Source organism: Arthrobacter sp. BG3 (assembly GCF_056680185.1).
This window is the reverse complement of record NZ_CM155270.1, coordinates 2,741,725-2,763,258: the sequence shown is the minus strand read 5'-3', so window position 1 is coordinate 2,763,258 and position 21,534 is coordinate 2,741,725. Positions and strand designations below refer to the sequence as shown.

The window sequence follows — 21,534 nt, the reverse complement described above, 5'->3', positions numbered from 1 at the left end:
CCGGGGAAGGCCCGCCCCGCTGCCGCGCCTAGCCCCGGGTCCGGCGGATGCGTGCGGAGGCCGCGAGCTGTGCCAGCACCGATGCCGTGACATCCCACTCCATGCAGGCGTCCGTCACGCTCTGGCCGTAGACGAGATCGTCCGTCCCGGCGGCGTGCTCGGCGACGTCGAGGTTCTGCGCTCCGCCAACGAGGAAGCTCTCCAGCATGACGCCGGCGATGGCACCGGCCGAGGCACCGCCGCTCTCCAGCTGGGAACCGATTTCGAGGGCAACTTCGGCCTGCCGGTGGTGGTTCTTGCCGCTGTTGGCGTGGCTCGCGTCCACGATCAGCCGCGGGTTGAGTTGCTTGGCCGCCAGCTTGGCGGTGGTGGCCTCGACGTCGGCGGCGGCGTAGTTGGGGCCCTTGCGACCCCCGCGGAGGATGATGTGCGTGTCCGGGTTGCCGGCGGTGGCGACCAGGGCGGCCCGGCCCCCGCCGTCGATGCCGAGGAACGACTGTGCCACACCGGCGGCGCTGCACGCGTCGAGCGCGACCTGCAGGTCGCCGTCGGTCCCGTTCTTGAAACCGATCGGCATGGACAGCCCGGACGCCAGCTGGCGGTGGATCTGGCTTTCCGTGGTGCGGGCACCGATGGCGCCCCAGGAGACCAGATCCGCCATGTACTGCGGGCTGATGGGCTCCAGGAACTCGGTGCCGGCGGGCAGGCCGAGCGCCGTGACCTGCTGCAGGAAGCGGCGTGCGGCGCGCAGCCCGGCGGCGATGTCATGGCTGCCGTCCAGACGCGGGTCGTTGATCAGGCCCTTCCAGCCCACCGTCGTGCGGGGCTTCTCGAAGTACGCCCGCATCACGATCAGCAGGTCTTCCTTGTGCTTCTCGGCCTGGCTGACCAGACGGCGGGCGTACTCGAGCCCGGCCTTGGGGTCGTGGATGGAACAGGGGCCCACAATGACGAGCAAGCGGTCATCGACCCCGTCCATGACGGCGCGGACCTCGTCCCGGCCCCGGGCCACAACCCCGGCGAGGCGGGCGTCCAGCGGCAGCTCCGCGAGCATGTCCCGCGGGGTCGGCAGCGGAGTGAACTCGCTGACGCGCAGGTTTGAGGTGGACTGCTGGGATTCGGGGGCTGCTTCGATGCTCATGGGGGTCCTGTTCCGGGATGCGGAGCGGGCCCTGATCAGAACCCGCCGGGAAATGGCGAAGGGCAGAGAATGATCTCTGCCCTGTTGGCTCTGAAGGAAGGTTGGATGCGTGTCAGCTAGACGCGGGCCCCTCCAGAGCCAACGAAAAATACGCATACCAACGGTTTGTCATGATCCCGACCATAGCCCGGCGCTTGCCGCCCCTGCAAAATCCGGACGTAATATTCCGGACGTAATATTTCCTGCACGGAATGTTGCAGCCCCACCCGGGAGATCAGGCCTCAGGGATCAGGCTCAGGCGATCAGGCCCCGGAGCCCAGCCCGGCCTCCGCGTAGTAGCCCTCAATGTGGTCCGCCACCAGCTGCGCCGCGCGGCCGCCGTCGTGGTTCGAAATGGCCGACAGGATCCCCCGGTGTTCGGCACGGAGCCGCGCCGCGGTGGAGTCCCAGTCGGGCAGGTTTCCGGTGAGCCGGCCGGCGTAGTCCTGGATGGCCTCGCGCAGGGAGCCCATCATGGCGCTGACCACCGCGTTCCCAGCGGCATCCGCCAGTGCCAGATGGAAACGGATGTCCAGGGCAAGGAACTCCTCCGTATCGGTGCAGCTGTCCATCTGCTCCAGCAGCCTGGCGGCCTCGGCCAGCGCGGGCGACTCCGGGCGCGCCCGGGAGGCGGCCCAGGACTCCAGCAGCACACGCGTCTCCACGATGTCCTTGACGGGCAGGTGCGAGGTGGCCACATGCAGCCGGAGCGCCGAGCCCAGTGCCGCGGTGGGGTCGGCGATGACGACGGTCCCCGCGTCCGGGCCCGAACCGACCCCGGCCCGGAGCACACCCAGGGCTTCGAGGACCCGGATGGCCTCGCGGACGGAGGTGCGGGAGACCTTGAGCTGCTCGGCGAGCGCCCGCTCGGCCGGCAGCCGTCCGCCGAGGGCAAGCTGGCCGCTGGAGAGCTGGCCCTCAATCCACTGCAGGACAAGCTGGTGGGTACGCATGGGGCCATAATACTTGATGTGGTTGGACCACACCCCTAGACTGTCGCTGGACCACACCCGCCCCGCGAGACTTTTTGGCGGGGACCCGACATCCAGGAACACGAGACCTGCCCGGAGGCAGCAATGACGCAGACCATCGAGCCCGGCAACCCCGAGGCGCCCACCCAGGCAGCGGACACCGGCGCGGGCAGCCAGCCCACCGCAGCCACCCCGGGAAATGTTCCCGCCGCGCTCAAGCGCCGCATCCCCAAGTACTCGGATCTCGCCCCGCTGATGCAGTTCAAGAAGCCCGAGTTCAGCCGCGCCGCAAGGCTGCGCCGCGCCAGCACGATCTGGGATCTCCGGGACATGGCCAAGCGCCGGACGCCCCAGGCCCCCTTCGACTACACCGACGGCGCAGCCGAAGCCGAGATCACGCTGCGCCGCGCCCGCGAGGCGTTCCTCGACATCGAGTTCCGGCCCGGTATCCTCCGGGACGTCTCCAGTGTGGACCTCAGCACCGACATCCTCGGGAAGCCGTCGCGGCTCCCGGTGGGCATCGCCCCGACCGGTTTCACCCGGATGATGCAGTCCGAGGGTGAGTACGCCGGGTCCCGGGCCGCGGCGGCCGCCGGCATCCCCTACACGCTCTCCACCATGGGCACGGCCTCCATCGAGGACGTGGCCGCTGCCGCACCGGATGGCCGGAACTGGTTCCAGCTCTACCTCTGGACGGACCGGGACCGCTCGCTGGAGCTGATCGAACGCGCGGCCAGGGCCGGCAACGACACCCTCATGGTCACCGTGGACACGGCAGTCGCCGGGGCCCGGCTGCGCGACGTGCGCAACGGCATGACCATCCCGCCGGCCCTGACGGTCAAGACCGTGCTGGACGCCTCCTACCGGCCGGCGTGGTGGTTCAACTTCCTCACCCACGAGCCGCTGACCTTCGCCTCGCTGTCGCGCTACACCGGCACCGTCGCGGACCTGATCAACTCGATGTTCGACCCCACCCTGACATTCGGTGACCTCGACTGGCTGCGCGAGACGTGGAAGGGCAAGCTCGTGGTCAAGGGCATCCAGACGGTCGAGGACGCCCGCAGGGTGGTGGACCACGGGGCTGACGGCGTCGTGCTGTCCAACCACGGCGGACGCCAGCTGGACCGCGCCCCGATCCCGTTCCATCTGCTCCCGGACGTCTCTGCGGCGCTTAAGGCGGACAACAGCGACGCGGCGATCATCCTGGACACCGGCATCATGAGCGGTGCGGACATCATCGCAGCCCTGGCCCTGGGCGCCGATTTCACGCTGATCGGCCGCGCCTACCTGTACGGGCTCATGGCCGGCGGGCGGGCCGGCGTGGACCGGGCCCTCGAGATCCTGGAAAAGGACATGCTCCGCACCATGGCGCTGCTGGGCGTCAGCCGTATCTCCGAGCTGACCCCGGACCACGTGCGGCTGCTCGGCAAGTAGCCTGCAGCCAGTATCCCCCGCGGACGATCCACGGACATAGCAGCGGCGGTCGGGTTCTTCGAGAACCCGGCCGCCGCTGTCATGTCCGGAGGGTCGTCGGGGTGGTCCGCTGCCAGGGCGGGGAGTTGCTTTCTGCGGGTTACTTTCTGCGGCCGAACTTCGGCAGGTTGGCCAGGAGGTCGGCGGCCTTGGTGGCGGCGCGGCCGACGGTGCGGCCGATCTGCTGCGGCATCTTGTCCTCGCCTGCGGTGCCGACCGGGAGGACGACGGCGGGACTCAGCGGGCTGCCGGCGGGCCGTCCGGCGAGTGCCGCGGCGGCGGGCGACATGGCTGCGGCAGGTGCCGTGGCTGCGGCGGCGGCGGGCGACATGGCTGCGGCAGGTGCCGTGGCTGCGGCGGCCGCGGGCGACATGGCGGCGGCAGGTGCCGTGGCCGCGGCTGCCGTCAGAGTGTCCGGGGCGGGATGGAGCCGGGGCTCCGCGGTCCGTGCCGGCGCGGGTTCCGCCGAGGTCTCAGGCACGGCGGCGCCGCCGACGTCGAAGGTCTGCAGCCAGCTGGCGATCCCGGCGAGCGGCTTGGGATTGAGCGCGTAATAGCGCTTTTGGCCCTGGGCGCGCATGCTCACCAGGTCCGCTTCGCGGAGGACTTTCAGGTGCTTGGAAATGGTGGGCTGGCTGGCCTCGAGCTCCTGGACCAGCTCACCCACGGCTTTGTCCCCCTTGCGCAGGGATACCAGAATGTCACGCCGCGTTGCCTCAGCAATGACGGCAAATACGTCGTCTGTCACCATGCCCTCCACATTAGCGACATATACGCCGGATGGCATCCACAAAATGGCGGCCCCGAAACATAGTCACCGGGCATTGCCCGGGATCGGGCCCGGTGCTAGAACGGACGCACCGCCTTCCCGGCAGGTGAGGCCGCAGCCTACCGACGCAGAGGAGTGGACCGCCATGGGGAACTTCTTCCGGAAACAGCTTTTCAACATCATCGCCGCCGTGTTCCTGGCCCTGTTCGTGATCGTCTGGGGCAGCGTGCTGGTGCAGGTCTGGGTCTTCCTCCCGGAGGTGCCGGGCACCCCGCCGAAATTGAACGGCGCCGTTGTGTGCGCCGCAGGGGTGCTGTCCACCTCGCTGAGTTCGCTGACCGCCTCCGCCCTGGGATTCACCATTGCCGAGGTGCGCCGGGAGGAACAAGGCGGCGGGCACGCCGCAGGCCAGGAACGGGACGGCGTCCTGGACCCCGGCGGGATCACCACGAAGCTATCCGGGCGGATCATCGCGGCGCTGATGGTGTACCTCGTGATCGGGCTGCTGGTGCTCGGCGTGTGGCTGGTGAAAGGCACCGCGTCCACCGACTTGGTGGGGGCATTCTCGCTCTCGCTGCTGGGCTGGATCATCGGCGCGGCGGGAGTCGTGTTCCAGGCCGAGAAGCCCGTCGCCGACGCTTCCGCAGCCGTTCAGCCAGGGAGCCGGCCGGAGCAGGGACCCTGAACCACACGGGTTCTAGTCGAACCAGGGGTCCAGGCCGTAGAGCGGGAAAACTTCCTTGCGGGTGGCCATCACGGTCCGGTCCACCTCGTCGTTCGGATCGAAGCCGACTTCCCAGGAGCGCCAGCAGAGGTCGACGTCGTCGCCCATCATCTCCGGCGCGGCAACCCCGTACTTGGCCCCGTACTTTTCCTTCACATAGCTGCGCCAGTCCTCCGGGACGGGGGTGCGGAGCGGGACCGGGCGCCCGGCCGCGATGGCGATCAGGTGGCTCCACGCCCGCGGCACCACGGTGATGACGTTGTAGCCCCCTCCCCCGGTGGAGATCCAGCGGTTCTCGCAGTAGCGCGCGGCGAGGTTGCCGATGGCGGTGGCGGCCTCGCGCTGGCCGTCGACGCTGATGTTCAGATGCGTGAGCGGGTCCAGCCGGTGGGAGTCACAGCCGTGCTGGCTCACGATGACCTCGGGTTCGAAGGCGCCCACGAGCTGCGGCACCACGGCGTGGAAGGCGCGAAGCCAGCCGCCGTCCCCGGTGCCGGCCGGCAGGGCCACGTTCACCGCGGTTCCCTGCGCATTGGGCCCGCCGATCTCGTTGGCGTAACCGGTGCCCGGGAAAAGGGTCAGCCCCGTCTCGTGCAGGGAAATCGTCAGCACGCGCGGATCGTCCCAGAAGATGCTCTGGGTGCCGTCGCCGTGGTGGGCATCGATGTCGATATACACCACACGCTGCATGCCGCCGTCGAGCAGCCGCTGGATGGCGAGGGCCGCGTCGTTGTAGATGCAGAAGCCGCTCGCGCGTTCGCGGGCCGCGTGGTGCATGCCGCCGCCGAAGTTCACCGCCCGGACAGCGCTGCCGTCCAGGATGGCGGCGGCGGCCAGCAGGGAGCCGCCGGCCAGCCGGGCACTGGCCTCGTGCATGCCGGGGAAGGCCGGGTCGTCCTCGGTACCGAGGCCGCGTGCCAGGTCCGGGGTCCCGGGATCCGCGCTGACCCGCCGCACGGCGGCGACGAACTCCGGGCTGTGGACCGTGCTCAGCTCGGCGTCACTGGCGACCTCCGGGGCCGAGACCGTGACGTGCTCCAGGTCCAGCAGGCCGAGGCTCTGGGCCAGCTTGGCTGTGAGCTCCATCCGCTCGGGCGCCATCGGGTGGCTGTGGCCGAAATTGTAGGCAGTCATGGACGGATCCCACACCACCGTCGTTGGCAGTGCGGTCTTTGCGAGCCCCGGCAGGTATGTCATCAATCACAGGCTACCCGAGCGTGGGGTGCACTTCCCCCGTCATTGCGCGGGGTTTAGTGGTTTACTACTGAAGGAAGCAGTTTCAAGCGAGGATAAGCCACACATGACGCAGAGCCAGTCGAGGTCCAAGAGCCCGGCAAACTGGCACCCCGGCACACCGGAGCGGGAGGGCCTGTGGATCTTCACACGCCTCCGCGACTTCATCGACAACATCGCCAACACGACGCCGGCCCGGCTGGCGCTCTCCGCGTTCGGCATGGTCATCCTGGTTTTCACGGGGCTGTTGTCCTTGCCGGTCTCCTCGGCCACCGGGGAATTCACGCCGCTGTACCAGTCGCTTTTCACTGCTGTGTCCGCTGTTTGCGTGACCGGCCTGACCGTGGTGTCCACGGCCGCGCACTGGTCCTTCTTCGGCCAGCTAGTCATCCTCGTGGGCATCTTCGTCGGCGGCCTGGGCACCCTGACCCTGGCGTCGCTGCTTGCCCTCATGGTGAGCAAGAAGCTGGGTGTCCGCGGCAAGCTGATCGCCCAGGAGGCCATGAACGCCGGCCGCCTCGGTGAGGTGGGCACCCTGCTGCGGATCGTCATCGTCACCTCGGTGGTGATCGAAGGCACTCTGGCCCTCGCGCTGATCCCCCGGTTCCTGACCCTGGGCGAAAGCTTCGGCCAGTCCGTCTGGCACGGGGTGTTCTATGCGATTTCGGCGTTCAACAACGCCGGGTTCACCCCGCATTCGGACGGCATCGTCCCGTACGAGACCGATTTGTGGATCCTGGTGCCGCTCATGGTGGGCGTCTTCCTCGGCAGCCTGGGCTTCCCTGTGGTGATGGTGCTGCAGCAGAACGGGCTGAACTGGAAGAAATGGAACCTGCACACCAAGCTGACCATCCAGGTCTCGCTGATCCTGCTGGTGTCCGGCACGCTGCTGTGGGGGCTGATGGAATGGGAGAACCTGAGGACCATCGGCGGCATGAGCGTCGGTGACAAGGTCATCCATTCGCTGTTCGCGTCCGTGATGACGCGTTCCGGCGGCTTCAACCTGGTGGACCAGAACCAGATGGATTCCACCACCATGCTCCTCTCCGACGCCCTCATGTTCGCCGGCGGCGGCTCGGCGTCGACCGCGGGCGGCATCAAGGTGACCACCATCGCCGTGATGTTCCTGGCGATCCTGGCCGAGGCCCGCGGCGACTCCGACGTCAAGGTTTACGGCCGCACCATTCCGGAGGGGACCATGCGGGTGGCCATCTCCGTCATCGTCGCCGGTGCCACGCTGGTCGCCGTGTCGGCCATGCTCCTGCTCCAGATCAGCGGGGCGTCCCTGGACCGGGTGCTCTTTGAGACCATTTCCGCGTTCGCCACGGTGGGCCTCAGCACGAACCTCAGCGCCGAGCTCCCGCCGTCGGGCGTCTACGTCCTCACCGTCCTGATGTTCGCCGGGCGCGTCGGGACCGTTACCCTTGCAGCTGCCCTGGCGCTGCGCCAGCGCAGCCAGCTATTCCACTATCCGGAAGAGAGACCCATCATTGGCTAGTTCCAAAAGCGCCGTGAACCGCCCCGCCCACAACGCACCCGTGCTGGTGATCGGGCTGGGCCGTTTTGGCGCCTCCACTGCAGAACAGCTGGTCAAGCAGGGCCGCGAGGTGCTGGCCATCGAACGGGACCGCAGCCTCGTGCAGAAATGGTCGGGCGTCCTGACGCACGTGGTCGAGGCTGACGCCACCAACATCGACGCCCTCCGCCAGCTCGGTGCGCAGGAGTTCAGCTCCGCCGTCGTGGGGGTGGGCACCTCGATCGAGTCCTCGGTGCTGATCACGGTCAACCTCGTGGACCTCGGCATCGAGCACCTCTGGGTCAAAGCGATCACGCCCTCGCACGGCAAGATCCTGACCCGGATCGGCGCCAACCACGTGATCTACCCCGAGGCCGACGCCGGCGTCCGGGCCGCGCACCTGGTCTCCGGACGCATGCTGGACTTCATCGAATTCGACGACGACTTCGCGATCGTGAAGATGTATCCGCCGCGCGAAACCGTGGGCTTCACCCTGGATGAATCCAAGGTCCGGTCCAAGTACGGGGTCACCATCGTGGGCGTAAAATCCCCGGGCGAGGACTTCACCTACGCCCGGCCGGAGACGAAGGTGTCCTCACGGGACATGCTCATCGTTTCCGGGCACGTGGATCTGCTCGAGAGGTTCGCGGCCCGGCCGTAGCGGTGCCGCGGCGCCCGGGGCCTGGGGCCCGAGGTCCGGGGCCCGGGGCCTGGGGCCCGGGGCCCGGGGCCCGGGGCCTGGGGCCCGGGGCCCGGGGCCCGGGGCCCGGGAAGACCGACTCACATCGACATCGCGGAGAAGTCTCCTTGCGCCTGACACGGTTCACGGCGCGGCAGATTCCGCCTGGCGACGCGCGAAAGCCCTGACGCTGCCGGAATACGGTAGCGCCAGGGCTTTCGCGCGTCATGAGACGTTGCGCGCGTCATGAGACGGATGCGCGTCCCCTGCCGCACGGTCAGGGCCCGGCGGTCTTCGCAGCCTTCGCGGCGGCCTTGGCCGCCTGCTTGCTGGCCCGCACCTTGCTCAGCGACTCCGGATCCACAATGTCAGCGACGGACAGGAAGGCGTCCTCGAGGCCATAGTGGCCCGCGGCTTCGCGCCAGCCTTCTGCCTGCAGGCCGCACTGCTTTCCCAGCAGCGCCAGGAAGATCTTCGCTTTTTGCTCGCCGAATCCCGGCAGCGCCTTGAGCCGGCGCAGCACCTCCGGCCCGTCGGGGTCACCCCGCGTCCAGATGGCAGTAGCGTCGCCGTTCCAGTCTTTGTGCACCGTCTCCGCAAGGGATTGAACGCGGCCGGCCATTGATCCGGGGTACCGGTGGACGGCGGGACGCTCTTTGAACATCTCGACAAACTCTTGCGGATCGTAGCCGGCGATCGCGGCCGGATCCATGGATCCTATGCGCGTCCGGATTTTTTCCGGACCGGCGAAGGCCGATTCCATGGTCACCTGTTGGTCAAGCAGCATGCCTGTGAGCAGTGCAAACGCGTCGTCGCTGAGCAGTTTGTCGGCCGCGGGATCCCCTGTGATGTGCAGTTCCATGGGTCCCATCCTGCCACCCGGTCCGGCCTGCGTCATGCGTTGCGCCTGCCGCTAGCCCAGCTGCGTCGTGATCTCCGCTGCCCGGGCGGACGCGGCCCGGGCGCCCTCTGCAATGATCGCGGGCAGGCCGCGGGCGTCAAAGGCGGCGATGGCGCGTTCGGTGGTGCCGTTGGGGCTGGTGACGGCCTTCCTCAGCACCGCCGGGTCCGCGCCGGGCTCGGCCAGCATAAAGCCGGCCCCGGCGACGGTTTGGCGGGCAATCAGCAGCGACAGGTCACGGTCCAGTCCCAGTTCGACTCCGGCATCCGCCATTGCCTCGGCCAGGTAGAACGCGTAGGCCGGGCCCGATCCGCTGATCGCCGACAGCGCATCGACCTGGTGTTCGGGGATTTCGACGACAGTTCCCGCGGAAGCCAGGAGGTCCTTGGCCAGCTGGAGCTGCGCCGCGGAGCAATACGTGCCCGGCGAGACGGACACGACACCACGGCCCAGCCGCGCCGGGGTGTTAGGCATGCTCCGGATCACGGGCTGGCCAGCCGGCAGGGCCGCTTCCAGCTGCTCCAGCGACACTGCGGCGGCGACGCTGATGACGATTGTGTCCGGGGCCAGCGAACTGGCGATCTCCCGCGCCAGGTCCGCGATGCCCACGGGTTTGACGCCCAGGATCACGACGTCGGCGCCGGTGGCCGCCTGTTTGTTGTTCTCCGGCTCTTCCTCGCCGGCGATGACCGTAATGCCGTGATGCCGTTTGGCGAGTTCGTCGGCCCGTTCGGCGCGGCGGACAGTGGCGACGATGTCCGCCGGGTCGGTTCCGCCCGCGAGCAGACCGCTCATGATGGCCTCGTTCATTGATCCACAGCCCAGGAATGCGATTCGGTTGCTCATGTCCCCATCATCGCAGTCCGGACCGATTCACAGCCAGCTCACATCCTGGGGTCAGGGTCTACACAAACTCCGTACGTAACGTAGTCACTACCTCATTGAGGGTGCGAGTGATGCGGCAGACATGCGGATGTCTGCCCGGCACCGGTGGTCCGCGGCGGGTTTCCCCCATTTTCCCGCAGCGGATGGCCGGTGCTTTCGTCGTTAAACGGCGTCTTCCCCTCCTGCGGTCTTCCCCGCGACCGGACCCGCGACCGGACCCGCGTTCGGGCTGCGGCCGTCAGCCCGGCGGCCGTCACGCAGGCCGGCTTCACGCAGGCGGGCCTCCAGAAATTTTCGGTCCGCCGCGTTTCCGGCCAGGTGCAGCGCGGAGCTGTACGCTGCCGCGGCCTCGTCAGCGCGGCCCAGCCGGGCAAGGAAGTCGGCGCGGACGGCGTGGAACAAGTGATAGCCCTCCAGCCCGAGCTCATCCGCGAGGCGCAGCGCAGGTTCCGGGCCTTCGAGCTCAGCCAGGGCCACGGCCCGGTTGAGAGCAACGACCGGACCGGGCGCGACCTGAAGGAGCTGGTCGTACAGCCGGAGGATCTGCCCCCAGTCCGTGGCTGCGGCCTCGGCCGCGTCGCTGTGGACGGCGTTGATCGCGGCCTGGAGCTGGTACGGTCCGGGCTGGTTCCGCCGCAAACATTGCCGGACCAGGGCCTGGCCTTCAGCGATCAGGGCACGGTCCCACAGGCGCCGGTCCTGATCCGCCAGCAGCACCAGGGCGCCGCGGGCTTCCCGCGCCGGACGCCGTGATTCGGTCAGTAGCATCAGCGCGAGCAGGCCTGTCACATCGGGTTCATCCGGCATCAGCGCCGCCAGCAGGCGGCCCAGCCTGATCGCCTCCCGGCAGAGGTCATCCCGGATGATGAAGGACCCAGGGGAGCTGGAACTGTGGCCCTCGTTGAAGATCAGGTACACCACCGCCAGTACCGGTTGCAGGCGTGCCGGGAGGTCCGCCCCCTGCGGCACGCGGTACGGTATCCGCGCATCCCGGATTTTCGCTTTGGCCCGGACAAGACGCTGGGCCATGGTGGTTTCCGGAACCAGGAAAGCGTGGGCGATTTCCGCCGTCGTGAGTCCACCCAGCAGCCGAAGCGTCAGTGCCACCTGGACGTTGGGGGCCAGGGCCGGGTGGCAGCAGGTGAAAATCAGCCGCAGCCTGTCATCGTCCACCGTGCCCTCCCTTGAGAGTTCAGTGATCACCTGCTCCTCGGGCGTCCGGAGTGCCGGGGAGCGGGCCGCCTCTAGCAGTGTCGCCTTGAGTTGTTTGTCCACGCGCCCCGCTTCCCGCCGCAGCCGGTCGATCGCGCGGTTCCGGGCAGTGGTGATGATCCAGCCTGCGGGACTTGGCGGGGTGCCGGCCGACGGCCAGTGCTGGACGGCGAGCGTAAAGGCGTCCTGGACGGCGTCCTCGGCGGCGTCGATGTCCCCCAGCACGCGGGTCAGCACGGCGACGGCACGCCCGTACTCCTGCCGGAAGACCCGGGCGATCTCTGCCTCCGCCGCCGGGGCGCCAGCGGGTTCCGGCGGCAGTGCGGGCGCTGCTTCGCGGGCCATTTGCGGCGGTGCCTAGTGCTGGATCGGTCGTACTTCGATGGGGAGGGTCGTGGCGCGGGCCAACTTGCCGGCCCAGCCGAGCGCGGCGTCGAGGTCCTCCGCCTCGATAACGGTGAAACCGCCGAGATGTTCCTTGGCTTCAGCGAAGGGACCGTCCGTGATGAGCACCTCCGTGCCCTGCTGGCGCACGACCGTGGCGGTATCGGTGGGATGGAGACCGGCGGCGAACACCCAGGCCCCGGCGGCCTTCATTTCGCGGTTCAGGGCCTCGAGGTCCTGCATGATGGGCCCAAGAACTTCCGGGGCCGGGGCGGGGCCGACCGGCTGGTAAACGCTGAGCAGGTACTGTGCCATGGTGCTGTCCTCCTTGACCAAGCGGCCGGCTCCCTGCCGGCCTCTCACCTTCTAGACGAACGGGCCGCCTCCGGTTCGACACTCCACTGCCGGGAATCAGGCCTCAGCGGAACCGCTCACCGCGCGTCCGCCGGCTGGGTTTTTTTGGCGTCGGGTGACTCTGCCTCCGGTGTCTGCGGTTCAGCGGGTTGGTCTGACTGGGTCACGTGGGGAGCGGGCTCGAGTGGCCCCTCGATGACCAGCTGGTCCAGCCGGCGGAGGATCAGGCCTTCGCGGAGTGCCCAGGGGCAGATCTCCATACTGGGGAACTCAAACATTTCGAGGGCGGCTTCGGCCACGAGGGCACCCGCCAGCAGTTGGGGGGCGCGGGCTTCGGAGACGCCGGGGAGACTCAGCCTGTCCTCCACTTCCATGGCCGAGATGCGCTGCGCCCAGAGGCCCAGGTCCGTGGCGAACAGCTCCCGCTTGACGTAGGGGCCGGCGCCGCTGGGTGCCGCACCGGCGATGCGGGCCAGGGAGCGGAGGGTCTTGGAGGTGCCGGCCACGTGGTTCGCCCTGCCAAGCTTCGCGAAGTCGCGCACCACCGGTTTGAGCGTGGCCCGGATGTAGCGGCGAAGTTCCTTGACGCTCTTGGCCGAGGGCGGGTCCTCCTGCAGCCAGTCCCGGGTGAGCCGGCTCGCTCCGAGCGGGACCGACGTCGCGAGCTCGGGGAGTTCGTCCTCCCCGTAGGCCATCTCGAAGGAACCTCCGCCGATATCCAGGTTCAGCATCGGACCGGCACCCCAGCCGTACCAGCGGCGGACGGCGAAGAACGTCATCGAGGCTTCCTCGCTGCCGGTCAGCTCCCGGAGCGTCACGGTGGTTTCATGCTTGACGCGGGCCAGGACAGCAGCGCCGTTGGTGGCCTCGCGGATCGCGGAAGTACAAAACGCCAGCAGGTCTTCGGCCTTGTGCTTGGCCGCGAATTCCCACGCTTCGAGGACGAACTCGATCAGCTCATGCTGCCCGGCGTCGTTGATGCTGCCGTCGCTCTCAAGGAACTGCACGAGGGACAGGGGGCGTTTGTGCGAGGCAAAGGGCACAGGGCGCGCACCCGGGTGGGCATCCACGAGCAGGAGATGGACAGTATTTGATCCAATATCAAGGACACCTAGGCGCATAGTGCCATTATTCCCCCGGGGCCGCGGCCCGCCTAACGGACCGCCCGCGCCCCGACCGCCGGCTTCGGGCTCGCCGGCCTCGCTGGGCTGGCCGGCCTCGCTGGAGACATCCGCCGTACTGGGGCTGGATTAGGGCTGGCTGTCCTCGCCGGCGGTCTCTTCGTCCTCGTCGGCGGGCTTGAAGTCGCGGCGGATGTTGGCGACGCCTTCCGGATCGATCTCGAACCCGAAGGCTGCGCCCGGGTTGATGACCATGCCGAGGTCATCGCCAAGGTTGCCGAGGATAGCGGCGCCCTGGGTTCCGAGCACGTTGGGCGCGGCGGCCAGGTACTGCTCGGTGACGCGGCTGGGGTGGGAGAACACGGCCAGGACAGGCTTCCCCGAGGAGTTGGCCAGCACCAGGGGTTCGACCTGGGAATCGGCTCCTTCGAGCGTATCGGTGCTGACGATGTAGACCTCGTTGTTGAGGAAGGCGAGGATGACATCAACGGGGTTGGCGTCCGGCTCCTCCCCCCGGGCAAGCTTCTCTTCGAGGTCGTTCAGCGGCTGGAGGTCCAAGTGATCGGGCTGTTCAGTCATACCTCTACTCGATCACGTTGCGCCCGGGTCCGCAAACGCGAAATCGCCGGAAGCCCACGAGATCGCCGAAAACTTCCGGCGAACCCGCACGCTTCCGGCGACTTCGGCGCGCCAGGGCTACTTCTTGGCGGCGGCCTTGCGGGCGGGCGCCTTGCGGGCCGTCGTCGTGCGCTTGACCGGGCCCTTGGCGCGCTTCTCCGCGAGGAGTTCCACGGCCTGTTCCCGGGTGAGCTCCTCCAGCGCGGTGGAGCGCGGCACCGTGATGTTGGTGATGCCGTCGGTGATGTACGGGCCGAAGCGGCCTTCCTTCACCACTATGTTCTTCTCCGAGACCGGGTCGGGGCCGAACTCTGCCAGCGGCGGGACGGCGGCGCGGGCGCCGCGCTGCTTCGGCTGGGAGTAGATCTCCAGCGCCTGCTCCAGCGTGATCGTGAAGATTTCCTCTTCCGAACCGATGGAGCGTGAGTCCGTGCCCTTCTTCAGGTACGGCCCGAAACGGCCGTTCTGCACCGTGATCGGGTTGCCTTCGGCGTCCTGGCCGAGCACCCGGGGCAGGCTCATAAGCTGCAGGGCCTCGTCCAGGGTGATGCTGTCCACGCTCATGGAGGCGAACAGTGACCCGGTGCGGGGCTTGGCCTTCACGGGCTTCTTCGGCGGCTTGGGCTTGCCGTTCTTGTAGTACTCCACCGGCTGGTTGGCGATCTGTTCCTCCGTCATCTCCGGGATGACCTCGGTGACGTAGGCGCCGTAGCGGCCGTTCTTGGCCACGACGGTGTGCCCGGTGTGCGGGTCCGCGCCGAGCACCCGTTCCTCGGGGGCGGCGGTTTCCATCAGCTCAACCGCCTTGGCGGCGGTGAGCTCGTCCGGGGCCAGGTCCTCGGGAACGTTGGCGCGGGCGGCCTCAACAACTTCGCCAGTCTTCGGATCGACCGTGGGGATGGAGCTTTCCAGGTACGGCCCGAACTTGCCGACCCGCAGGGTGATGCCCTCGGTGATCGGGATGGAGTTGATTTCGCGGGCATCGATCTCGCCGAGGTTGTTGACGATGCTCAGCAGCCCGGGGTTGGAATCCTCGCCGAAGTAGAAGTGCTTGAGCCAGGCGGGTCCCTCGGCCTGGCCGTTGGCGATCTTGTCGAGGTCCGCTTCCATGTCGGCGGTGAACTCGTAGTCCACGTAGTCGTGGAAGTGCTGTTCCAGCAGCCGGATCACGGAGAACGCAATCCAGCTCGGGACCAGCGCGGAGCCCTGCTTCCGGACGTAGCCGCGGTCCTGGATCGTGGAGATGGTGGAGGCGTAGGTCGACGGGCGGCCGATGCCCTTCTTTTCCAGCTCGGCGGTCAGCGACGCTTCAGTGAAGCGCGGCGGCGGGGACGTTTCGTGTCCGACGGCGACGATCTCCGAGGCGGTGAGGGCGTCGTCCTTGGCCACGTTGGGCAGCCGGCGGGCCTCGTCGGACTCGTCGTCGCGGCTTTCATCCTTGCCTTCTTCGTAGGCGGCCAGGAAGCCGGGGAAGGTGATGACGGTACCGGAGGCCGAGAACTCGGCGTCGCGGCCGTCGGTAGCGAGAGCGCCGAGGCGGATCGTGGCGGTGGAGCCCTTGGCGTCGGCCATCTGCGAGGCGACGGTGCGCTTCCAGATCAGTTCGTAAAGGCGGAACTCGTCGCCGGAAAGCTGCTTGGCCACCTGGGCCGGGGTGCGGAAGGAGTCACCGGCGGGACGGATGGCCTCGTGGGCCTCCTGCGCGTTGGCTGCCTTGCCGGTGTAGACGCGCGGGGACGCGGAGACATATTCCGGGCCGTACAGCTCGGAGGCCTGGCGGCGTGCGGCCGTGACGGCCTCGTTGCTCAGCGCGGAGGAGTCCGTACGCATATAGGTGATGTAGCCGTTTTCGTACAGCCGCTGCGCCACCTGCATGGTGCTCTTGGAGGAGAAGCGCAGCTTGCGGCCGGCCTCCTGTTGCAGCGTGGAGGTGGTGAACGGTGCGGCCGGGCGGCGAGTGTAGGGCTTGGTGTCGACGGAGCGGACGCGGAAATCGGCGTCCTGCAGTCCGGCGGCGAGGGAGGTGGCGAGCTCCTCATTGAGGTGCACGGCGTTGCGGGAGGTGAGCTCACCGCTGTCGTTGAAGTCGCGGCCGCTGGCAACCTTGGCGCCGTCGACCATGGCCAGTTTGGCCTTGAAGGAGCCGGAACCGGCGCCGAACTGGCCGGTCAGGTCCCAGTAGGAGGCCGATTTGAAGGCCATCCGCTCCCGCTCGCGGTCCACGACCATGCGGGTCACGACGGACTGCACGCGGCCGGCGGAGAGCCCGCGGGCGACCTTGCGCCACAGCACCGGGGAGATCTCGTAGCCGTAGAGGCGGTCCAGCACCCGGCGGGTTTCCTGCGCGTCCACCAGATCCTGGTCGACGTCGCGCAGGTTGTCCATGGCGCGGTGGATGGCTTCCTTGGTGATTTCACCGAAGGTCATCCGGTAGACCGGCACCTTGGGCTTGAGTACTTCCAGCAGGTGCCACGCGATGGCCTCGCCCTCGCGGTCCCCATCGGTTGCGAGGTAGAGGGCGTCAGCGTCTTTGAGCTGGGCCTTGAGTTCGGCGACCTTTTTCTTCTTGTCCGGGGACACCACGTAGTACGGCTTGAAGTTGTTATCAATGTCGACGGCGAACTTGCCCACCGAGGTCTTCTTCAGTTCAGCCGGCAGTTCCGAGGGCTGCGGGAGGTCGCGGATGTGACCGATGGAGGCCTCAACAATGAAGCCCTCGCCGAGGTACTTGGCGATGGTCTTGCTCTTGGCGGGAGACTCCACAATCACGAGTTTCTTACCGGTTTTGGCCTTGCTTGGCACGGTGCTCCTACAGAAAAAGGTTGCTCGGGCAGATGCGCCCATACCCGCCTAGTTCACCATATTTTGCGGATTCCCGTGCATTCAGCCCGAAATGAGGGGCTCCCATACACGACTCCCGGACGTCATGGACCCACGCACCGCGGGGCTCCGTCCGGCGCGGACAGGGCGGCCCCGGAGGGTGTCAGGCGGGCCCTGCGGCGGGGTTCGCCGGGGCCTTTCCGCGGTCGTCCGGGATCATTGACCACATGGTTGCCATCCGCTCCGCGCCTTCGGGGACCTGGTCCGGGTCCTCCAGTTCGTAGTCCCGGAGCAGTTCGCAGATGCGGTTGTTCAACTCCTTACGCTGGTCCGGCGTGAGATAGAGCAGGTTGCTGGCCAGCACCACGGAGGAGGGTCCGTCCACGGGTTCGCCGCGCTCGCGCCGCTCGTCGCGGGTTTTGGCGTAGGCGCTGACGCGGCGGCGGTAGGCGTCCAGCTCGAGATCCAGCACGGCGAACTCGGGGCTCGCCACGCCCCCGCCCGAGTTGATGGTGAAGTCGGTGCCGGCGGCTTTCCAGCGGCGTTCCCTGGCATCGCCGGCGGTGGCGGCAGGCACCACAATGCCCCATTTCTGCAGGGCGCGCAGGTGGTAGCTCATGGCGCTTGGCGTGAGGCCGGTCTGCGCGGCGAGTTCGGTCGCCGTCCGGCTGACCTGGGTGGAATACAGTTCGGAAATGACTTCCAGCCGGGCGGCGTGGGCGAGCGCCCGGATCGCCTTCGGGTCAGTGATTTCCACTTTCTTCTCCGGACGCTGCCGGCGTTTGGGGCCCGGAGATGCCGGCGGCTCCGCCATTGGGGTTTCTGTACTCACCCCATAAGTCTACCGACGGCCGCCAAACTATGAAAGAAATGCTTGACACTGAATTATACCGGAGAGTAGCTTGCTATTTATGGAAAAGGCACTTCAGGCGGCGCCGGGTGTGGCACAGCCCGCGCAGCCGCTCTGGCGAAACCGCGATTTCGTTCTCGCCAGCAGCGCCCGCTTCATCGCCACTGCCGGCATGGGCGCGGTCATTATCAGCGTCATCTTACACCTGCAGAACCTGGCCGCCGCGGGTCAGACGCCGGTTGCCGGGCCCTGGCTCGTGGCGGCGTACCTGCTCTGCTCAGCGCTCCCGCTGGTGTTGCTCGCACCGTGGGCGGGACGGCTGGCGGACACCCGGGACTCACGGACGCTGGCGACGGCGTCTGCCGTGGTCAGTGCCGCGGCAGTCGCCGGCATGGGCCTGGGGTTGCAGAATATGGACAACTACCTGCCGGTGCTGTTTGCCATGACCTTCCTCCTCGACGCCGCCCAGGCCGTCGCCGCACCGACCTGGCAGGCCCTGCTGCCCCGGATCGTGGGCGAGGAACGGACCCCGCGGGCGCTGGGCACCATGCAGGCAACCATCATGATCGCCGGCATGGTTGGGCCGGCGGCCGGCGGGCTGCTCAGCGGCTGGGGCGGATCCGGTCTCGTGTTTTCCGTCGCCAGCGGCTGCTACCTTGCGATGGCCGCAGGCGCGCTGCTGATCCGGACCCGCCGGGGCACGGCCGCCGAACGCGTCGGCAAGGGCCGGCCCGCGCTCCTGGAGGGCCTTCGCCTGATCCGGCGCGACGGCCTGGTCTGGGCGCTGGTCCTCGGCGCACTGTTTTTCATCACCGTCGGCGAAGCAACCAACGTCCTGGAAGTGTTTCTGGCCCGCGACGAGCTCGGCGCCACCGAAATGCAGTACGGCTTGGTGGCCGCGTCGTTCAGTCTTGGCATGGCAGCAGGCGCGGCGCTGGCCGGGCGGATCGGGACCCCACCGGCGCGCCTGCGCGCGCTACTGGCTGCGATGGCCCTGACCTCGGCGTTCCTCGGGATCATGGCCCTGGTGCCGAGCATGGAACTGTTGTTCGTGGCCTACACCGCAATGGGGGCCGCCTGCGGGGTCCTGAACGCGTGCTTCGGGGCGATTGCGATCCTGCGGATCCCGGAAAGCGGCCGCGGCCAGGCGATGGCGATCATCGGCGGCCTGACACGGGCCGTCTCGATCGGTGCGCTCGCGCTGGGCGGCCTGCTCGGCGCCCTGCTCCCGATTCGGATGAGCTTCCTGCTCGCCGGAGCGACCGGGGTCCTGGCTGCCCTGGCCGTCGCCGCGTATGTCCTGCCGCGTTACGGCAGCGAGGGCGCTCCCCCGCCGGAAACCCCCGGTTCACGCGCCGTGCCGGCAACGTCGGCCGCGTCCGCCGGGGCGCCAGGGTCAGCCGTACCCGCCACAGCCCCCGGAAATTCAGCCGGGGCGTCAGGCGGGCAGCAGGAATCCGTCGCGCACCAGGTTCCCCACCTCGGTGATGAGCCCGCTGCGGAAGGTTCCGCTGTCCCAGCCCTCGCCGCCGCCCAGCAGCGCCTCGAGGGCGCCGATGATCTGCCCGACGGAGAGGTCGCCGTCGCACGCTGAGACAAAGCCGGCCAGCTCGGTGCTCAGCAGGTTGGTGCGGCGGAGCCCGGCACCCTGGCGCAACAGGATAACGCCGGGATGTTCGGCTCCCGGGCGCTGGTGCCGTTCCTCGGTGACGTCCTCGGCCACGAGCAGGTGCGTAGCCGCGAGATCGTGGGCGGCCAGCCAGTCGGCACGTTCCACGGCCGCGCCGAGGTGCGGGCCGACGGGCTGCTCGATCGGATAGGTGATCTCCTCGAAGCGCCGCAGCACCGGTGCGGCCCCTTCGGCGGGGCGCCGCAGCCAGATCATCCCGAAGCCGATGGCCTCGACGTTGCGGGAGGCAAAATCGTCCAGGTAAGCGGCGTACGAGTCCTGGTAGAGCCGCCGGTCGCGGGACTCGGAGGCGTCCTGCAGCCAGGTTTCGGCGTACTGTTCCGGGCTGACCTGCTCGCGCTGGATGAACCAGACGTCCGTGTCCGGTCCGACCCAGCCTTGCGGACGTTCGTCCCAGGCGGAGCCCGCCGGAATCTCCCAGTTGCCCAATAGCTGGGCCGTGCCGGAAGGGCTGAGGACCGAGGGAAGGGCACGGACCAGCGCGGCGACGATGTCATCGCCCGGCAGGCCGCCGTCACGGTAGGTGAACTGGTCCGCGGCGGCCTCGCCCAGGCTGCGCGGCGTGATCACGAACGGCGGGTTGGAGACCACCAGTTCAAACTCCTCGCCCGCCACCGGATCAAGCAGGGAGCCCTGGCGCAGGCTCACGCGGGCCTCCAGATCGGAGGGGTCCAGGTGCAGCTGGCCGGCGTTGAGCAGCAGGTTGAAGCGGGTGAACGCCAGGGCGCGGCCCGAAATGTCGGTGGCGGTCACATGCTCGGCGTGGTGCAGCAGGTGGAAGGTCTGGATGCCGCAGCCGGTGCCGAGGTCCAGGGCGCGGGCCACGTGGCGGCGCGCGGTGACCTGCACCAGGGTGGTGGATGCCTGCCCGATCCCGAGTACGTGGTCGTGGCGCAGCACGCCGGGCCGCTGGTGGGCGGCGAGATCACTGGCCACCCAGAGCTCCGCGCCGCCGCTGCCGGCAGTGTTTTCCCCCTCGGCGCCGCCCCCCTGGGCGCCGTCCCCGGGGGTGCCGTCCCATCCGTACGGCCGCAGGTCCACCTTCGCCTGAACCAGGCCGTCAGCGGACGGCTCCACGAGGCCCAGTTCCAGCAGGCCCGCAGCGCCGATGCCCGGCAGGGCGGCGTCGAGGGTCGCGGCGGGCTGCGGTTCGGCCAGCAGCCAGAAGCGCACGACGGCGGCGAGCGCCGCCGTCGTCGGCTCCCCGTTGCGGGCTTTCTCCGTGACGATCAGCGCCGGGACGAGCTGGTCACGGGCCAGGGCACTGTGCGCGGCCGCGCCGAGCAGTTCGGCGACGCCGTCTACGGTGTAGCCGATGCCGCGCAGGTCGGCCGCAAGGGATTCGAGCAGGCCAGGGAGGTCGCTGCGCGGGGCGTCGGGGGTGTTGCCGGCCGTGAAATGCGTTGAGGGAGTCACCGGACAAGTTTAGTCCCGGCCCCGGCGCGCCCGGGTCCGGGACTAGAGGTGCAGCCCCGCGTGGATCCGCAGGGCGTCGCGGACGAAGGCCGCGCCCGTTTCGCCGCCGTAGTTCGCGGCGAATCGCGGATCGGCAACGTACATTTCGCCGAGCCCGATGACGTACGCCTTCACGTCGCGGTCGCCGCCGGCTGCGGACGCCGAGGCGGGTGTGCCCGGAATTCCGGTGAGCCATTCGACCTGCCGACGGGCCAGTTCCTGGGCCTCGGCGCTGTCCGCCGCGACGCCCGACTCGGCTGCGGCGATCCAGTCGCTGCCCAGCTGCCGGGAACGTTCCCGCCAGACGTCCTTCTCCGCCGGTCCCATCCCGCGCCACCAGGAGTCACCTTCCGAGTAAGCGTCCTTGCCCCAGCATCCGGGATATCCGGCTCCTGCGCTCGGAGAACCCCGACGTCCAGGCCCAGCTGCTGGACCTGGACCCCTACCGGCCGGTGTCAGTCATGCCGGAGATCAGGCGCGACCTGTCCCTCGTCCTCGGGTCCGCGGCAGAGGCCGCCGTCGAACGGCTCCGGCTCGCCCCGGGCCAGGTGAATGTGCTGCTGCGGCTGGTGCTGCAACCGCTGGACCGGACGCTCACGGACGGCGAAGCCAACCGTCTGCGCGACCGCGTGTACCTGGCCCTGCACCGGGGACGGGTGCTGGAGCTGATCGCCGGGTAGGCCGGCCCGGGAGTCGGCG

At 68.6% G+C, this 21,534-nt stretch carries 18 protein-coding genes and 2 pseudogenes; 6 read left to right on the top strand and 14 right to left on the bottom strand.

Annotated elements, in window-relative coordinates; translation table 11 throughout:
• Nucleotides 1–28: 28 nt before the first annotated feature.
• Both AC1MFL_RS12395 and AC1MFL_RS12390 read right to left on the bottom strand, forming a co-directional pair.
• Nucleotides 29–1,141 (bottom strand): 3-deoxy-7-phosphoheptulonate synthase, encoded by a 1,113-nt coding sequence (locus AC1MFL_RS12395; RefSeq protein ID WP_479810109.1) that lies wholly within the window; start codon nucleotides 1,139–1,141, stop codon nucleotides 29–31.
• Between the two features lie 302 nt (nucleotides 1,142–1,443).
• On the bottom strand, nucleotides 1,444–2,133 hold the full coding sequence (locus AC1MFL_RS12390; RefSeq protein ID WP_479810108.1) for a FadR/GntR family transcriptional regulator: 690 nt from the start codon (nucleotides 2,131–2,133) through the stop codon (nucleotides 1,444–1,446).
• Nucleotides 2,134–2,256: 123 nt separating this feature from the next.
• On the opposite strand from AC1MFL_RS12390, the gene AC1MFL_RS12385 reads away from it, so the two are divergent.
• Nucleotides 2,257–3,585, top strand: a complete 1,329-nt coding sequence (locus AC1MFL_RS12385; protein WP_479810106.1) for an alpha-hydroxy acid oxidase — start codon at nucleotides 2,257–2,259, stop codon at nucleotides 3,583–3,585.
• A 139-nt stretch (nucleotides 3,586–3,724) separates the two neighbouring features.
• On the opposite strand, the gene AC1MFL_RS12380 is transcribed toward AC1MFL_RS12385, so the two are convergent.
• On the bottom strand, nucleotides 3,725–4,375 hold the full coding sequence (locus AC1MFL_RS12380; protein WP_479810105.1) for an ArsR/SmtB family transcription factor: 651 nt from the start codon (nucleotides 4,373–4,375) through the stop codon (nucleotides 3,725–3,727).
• A 163-nt stretch (nucleotides 4,376–4,538) separates the two neighbouring features.
• Between AC1MFL_RS12380 and AC1MFL_RS12375 the strand changes: the two genes are divergently transcribed.
• Nucleotides 4,539–5,078, top strand: a complete 540-nt coding sequence (locus tag AC1MFL_RS12375) for a hypothetical protein (protein WP_479810104.1) — start codon at nucleotides 4,539–4,541, stop codon at nucleotides 5,076–5,078.
• A 12-nt stretch (nucleotides 5,079–5,090) separates the two neighbouring features.
• Here AC1MFL_RS12375 and AC1MFL_RS12370 read toward each other — a convergent pair whose 3' ends face one another.
• Nucleotides 5,091–6,314 (bottom strand): acetoin utilization protein AcuC, encoded by a 1,224-nt coding sequence (locus AC1MFL_RS12370; protein WP_479810103.1) that lies wholly within the window; start codon nucleotides 6,312–6,314, stop codon nucleotides 5,091–5,093.
• Between the two features lie 103 nt (nucleotides 6,315–6,417).
• Here AC1MFL_RS12370 and AC1MFL_RS12365 point away from each other — a divergent pair, with 103 nt between their 5' ends.
• Nucleotides 6,418–7,848: a TrkH family potassium uptake protein gene (locus AC1MFL_RS12365; protein ID WP_479810101.1), complete on the top strand. Its 1,431-nt coding sequence runs from the start codon at nucleotides 6,418–6,420 to the stop codon at nucleotides 7,846–7,848.
• A 40-nt stretch (nucleotides 7,849–7,888) separates the two neighbouring features.
• A complete protein-coding gene (locus AC1MFL_RS12360; protein WP_479815448.1) occupies nucleotides 7,889–8,527 on the top strand; it encodes a potassium channel family protein in 639 nt (212 codons plus the stop codon).
• A 295-nt stretch (nucleotides 8,528–8,822) separates the two neighbouring features.
• Here AC1MFL_RS12360 and AC1MFL_RS12355 read toward each other — a convergent pair whose 3' ends face one another.
• From AC1MFL_RS12355 to AC1MFL_RS12320, 8 genes are all read right to left on the bottom strand, one after another.
• Nucleotides 8,823–9,407, bottom strand: a complete 585-nt coding sequence (locus AC1MFL_RS12355) for an HhH-GPD-type base excision DNA repair protein (protein ID WP_301231494.1) — start codon at nucleotides 9,405–9,407, stop codon at nucleotides 8,823–8,825.
• Nucleotides 9,408–9,458: 51 nt separating this feature from the next.
• Nucleotides 9,459–10,292: a pyrroline-5-carboxylate reductase gene (proC, locus tag AC1MFL_RS12350; RefSeq protein WP_479810099.1), complete on the bottom strand. Its 834-nt coding sequence runs from the start codon at nucleotides 10,290–10,292 to the stop codon at nucleotides 9,459–9,461.
• A gap of 201 nt (nucleotides 10,293–10,493) precedes the next feature.
• The gene (locus AC1MFL_RS12345; protein ID WP_479810098.1) at nucleotides 10,494–11,888 is read right to left on the bottom strand and encodes an RNA polymerase sigma factor; all 1,395 of its coding nucleotides are present in this window, start codon (nucleotides 11,886–11,888) and stop codon (nucleotides 10,494–10,496) included.
• A gap of 12 nt (nucleotides 11,889–11,900) precedes the next feature.
• Complete coding sequence (locus AC1MFL_RS12340; RefSeq protein ID WP_479810097.1) at nucleotides 11,901–12,242, bottom strand: YciI family protein; 342 nt, start codon at nucleotides 12,240–12,242, stop codon at nucleotides 11,901–11,903.
• Between the two features lie 116 nt (nucleotides 12,243–12,358).
• A complete protein-coding gene (locus AC1MFL_RS12335) occupies nucleotides 12,359–13,402 on the bottom strand; it encodes a Ppx/GppA phosphatase family protein (protein WP_479810095.1) in 1,044 nt (347 codons plus the stop codon).
• 129 nt (nucleotides 13,403–13,531) lie between these two features.
• The gene (locus tag AC1MFL_RS12330) at nucleotides 13,532–13,981 is read right to left on the bottom strand and encodes an SseB family protein (RefSeq protein WP_479810093.1); all 450 of its coding nucleotides are present in this window, start codon (nucleotides 13,979–13,981) and stop codon (nucleotides 13,532–13,534) included.
• Between the two features lie 117 nt (nucleotides 13,982–14,098).
• A complete protein-coding gene (gene topA / locus AC1MFL_RS12325; RefSeq protein ID WP_479810091.1) occupies nucleotides 14,099–16,822 on the bottom strand; it encodes a type I DNA topoisomerase in 2,724 nt (907 codons plus the stop codon).
• 181 nt (nucleotides 16,823–17,003) lie between these two features.
• Nucleotides 17,004–17,672: an ArsR/SmtB family transcription factor gene (locus tag AC1MFL_RS12320; RefSeq protein ID WP_479810090.1), complete on the bottom strand. Its 669-nt coding sequence runs from the start codon at nucleotides 17,670–17,672 to the stop codon at nucleotides 17,004–17,006.
• A gap of 79 nt (nucleotides 17,673–17,751) precedes the next feature.
• Here AC1MFL_RS12320 and AC1MFL_RS12315 point away from each other — a divergent pair.
• Nucleotides 17,752–19,023 (top strand): annotated as a pseudogene (locus AC1MFL_RS12315) (MFS transporter); the annotation flags it as partial.
• A gap of 105 nt (nucleotides 19,024–19,128) precedes the next feature.
• Here the strand turns inward: AC1MFL_RS12315 and AC1MFL_RS12310 are convergent.
• Both AC1MFL_RS12310 and AC1MFL_RS12305 read right to left on the bottom strand, forming a co-directional pair.
• Complete coding sequence (locus AC1MFL_RS12310; RefSeq protein ID WP_479810089.1) at nucleotides 19,129–20,796, bottom strand: DUF7059 domain-containing protein; 1,668 nt, start codon at nucleotides 20,794–20,796, stop codon at nucleotides 19,129–19,131.
• A gap of 42 nt (nucleotides 20,797–20,838) precedes the next feature.
• Nucleotides 20,839–21,207 (bottom strand): annotated as a pseudogene (locus tag AC1MFL_RS12305) (TipAS antibiotic-recognition domain-containing protein); the annotation flags it as partial.
• Between the two features lie 89 nt (nucleotides 21,208–21,296).
• Between AC1MFL_RS12305 and AC1MFL_RS12300 the strand changes: the two are divergent.
• Nucleotides 21,297–21,515 (top strand): hypothetical protein, encoded by a 219-nt coding sequence (locus AC1MFL_RS12300; RefSeq protein WP_479810087.1) that lies wholly within the window; start codon nucleotides 21,297–21,299, stop codon nucleotides 21,513–21,515.
• Nucleotides 21,516–21,534 lie beyond the last annotated feature (19 nt).

Excerpts from the sequence above, each read along its gene's own strand:
- AC1MFL_RS12395 (WP_479810109.1), bottom strand. The coding sequence starts at position 1,141 with ATGAGCATCGAAGCAGCCCCCGAATCCCAGCAGTCCACCTCAAACCTG.
- AC1MFL_RS12390 (WP_479810108.1), bottom strand. The coding sequence starts at position 2,133 with ATGCGTACCCACCAGCTTGTCCTGCAGTGGATTGAGGGCCAGCTCTCC.
- AC1MFL_RS12385 (WP_479810106.1), top strand. The coding sequence starts at position 2,257 with ATGACGCAGACCATCGAGCCCGGCAACCCCGAGGCGCCCACCCAGGCA.
- AC1MFL_RS12380 (WP_479810105.1), bottom strand. The coding sequence starts at position 4,375 with ATGGTGACAGACGACGTATTTGCCGTCATTGCTGAGGCAACGCGGCGT.
- AC1MFL_RS12375 (WP_479810104.1), top strand. The coding sequence starts at position 4,539 with ATGGGGAACTTCTTCCGGAAACAGCTTTTCAACATCATCGCCGCCGTG.
- AC1MFL_RS12370 (WP_479810103.1), bottom strand. The coding sequence starts at position 6,314 with ATGACATACCTGCCGGGGCTCGCAAAGACCGCACTGCCAACGACGGTG.
- AC1MFL_RS12365 (WP_479810101.1), top strand. The coding sequence starts at position 6,418 with ATGACGCAGAGCCAGTCGAGGTCCAAGAGCCCGGCAAACTGGCACCCC.
- AC1MFL_RS12355 (WP_301231494.1), bottom strand. The coding sequence starts at position 9,407 with ATGGAACTGCACATCACAGGGGATCCCGCGGCCGACAAACTGCTCAGC.
- proC (WP_479810099.1), bottom strand. The coding sequence starts at position 10,292 with ATGAGCAACCGAATCGCATTCCTGGGCTGTGGATCAATGAACGAGGCC.
- AC1MFL_RS12345 (WP_479810098.1), bottom strand. The coding sequence starts at position 11,888 with ATGGCCCGCGAAGCAGCGCCCGCACTGCCGCCGGAACCCGCTGGCGCC.
- AC1MFL_RS12340 (WP_479810097.1), bottom strand. The coding sequence starts at position 12,242 with ATGGCACAGTACCTGCTCAGCGTTTACCAGCCGGTCGGCCCCGCCCCG.
- AC1MFL_RS12335 (WP_479810095.1), bottom strand. The coding sequence starts at position 13,402 with ATGCGCCTAGGTGTCCTTGATATTGGATCAAATACTGTCCATCTCCTG.
- AC1MFL_RS12330 (WP_479810093.1), bottom strand. The coding sequence starts at position 13,981 with ATGACTGAACAGCCCGATCACTTGGACCTCCAGCCGCTGAACGACCTC.
- AC1MFL_RS12300 (WP_479810087.1), top strand. The coding sequence starts at position 21,297 with ATGCCGGAGATCAGGCGCGACCTGTCCCTCGTCCTCGGGTCCGCGGCA.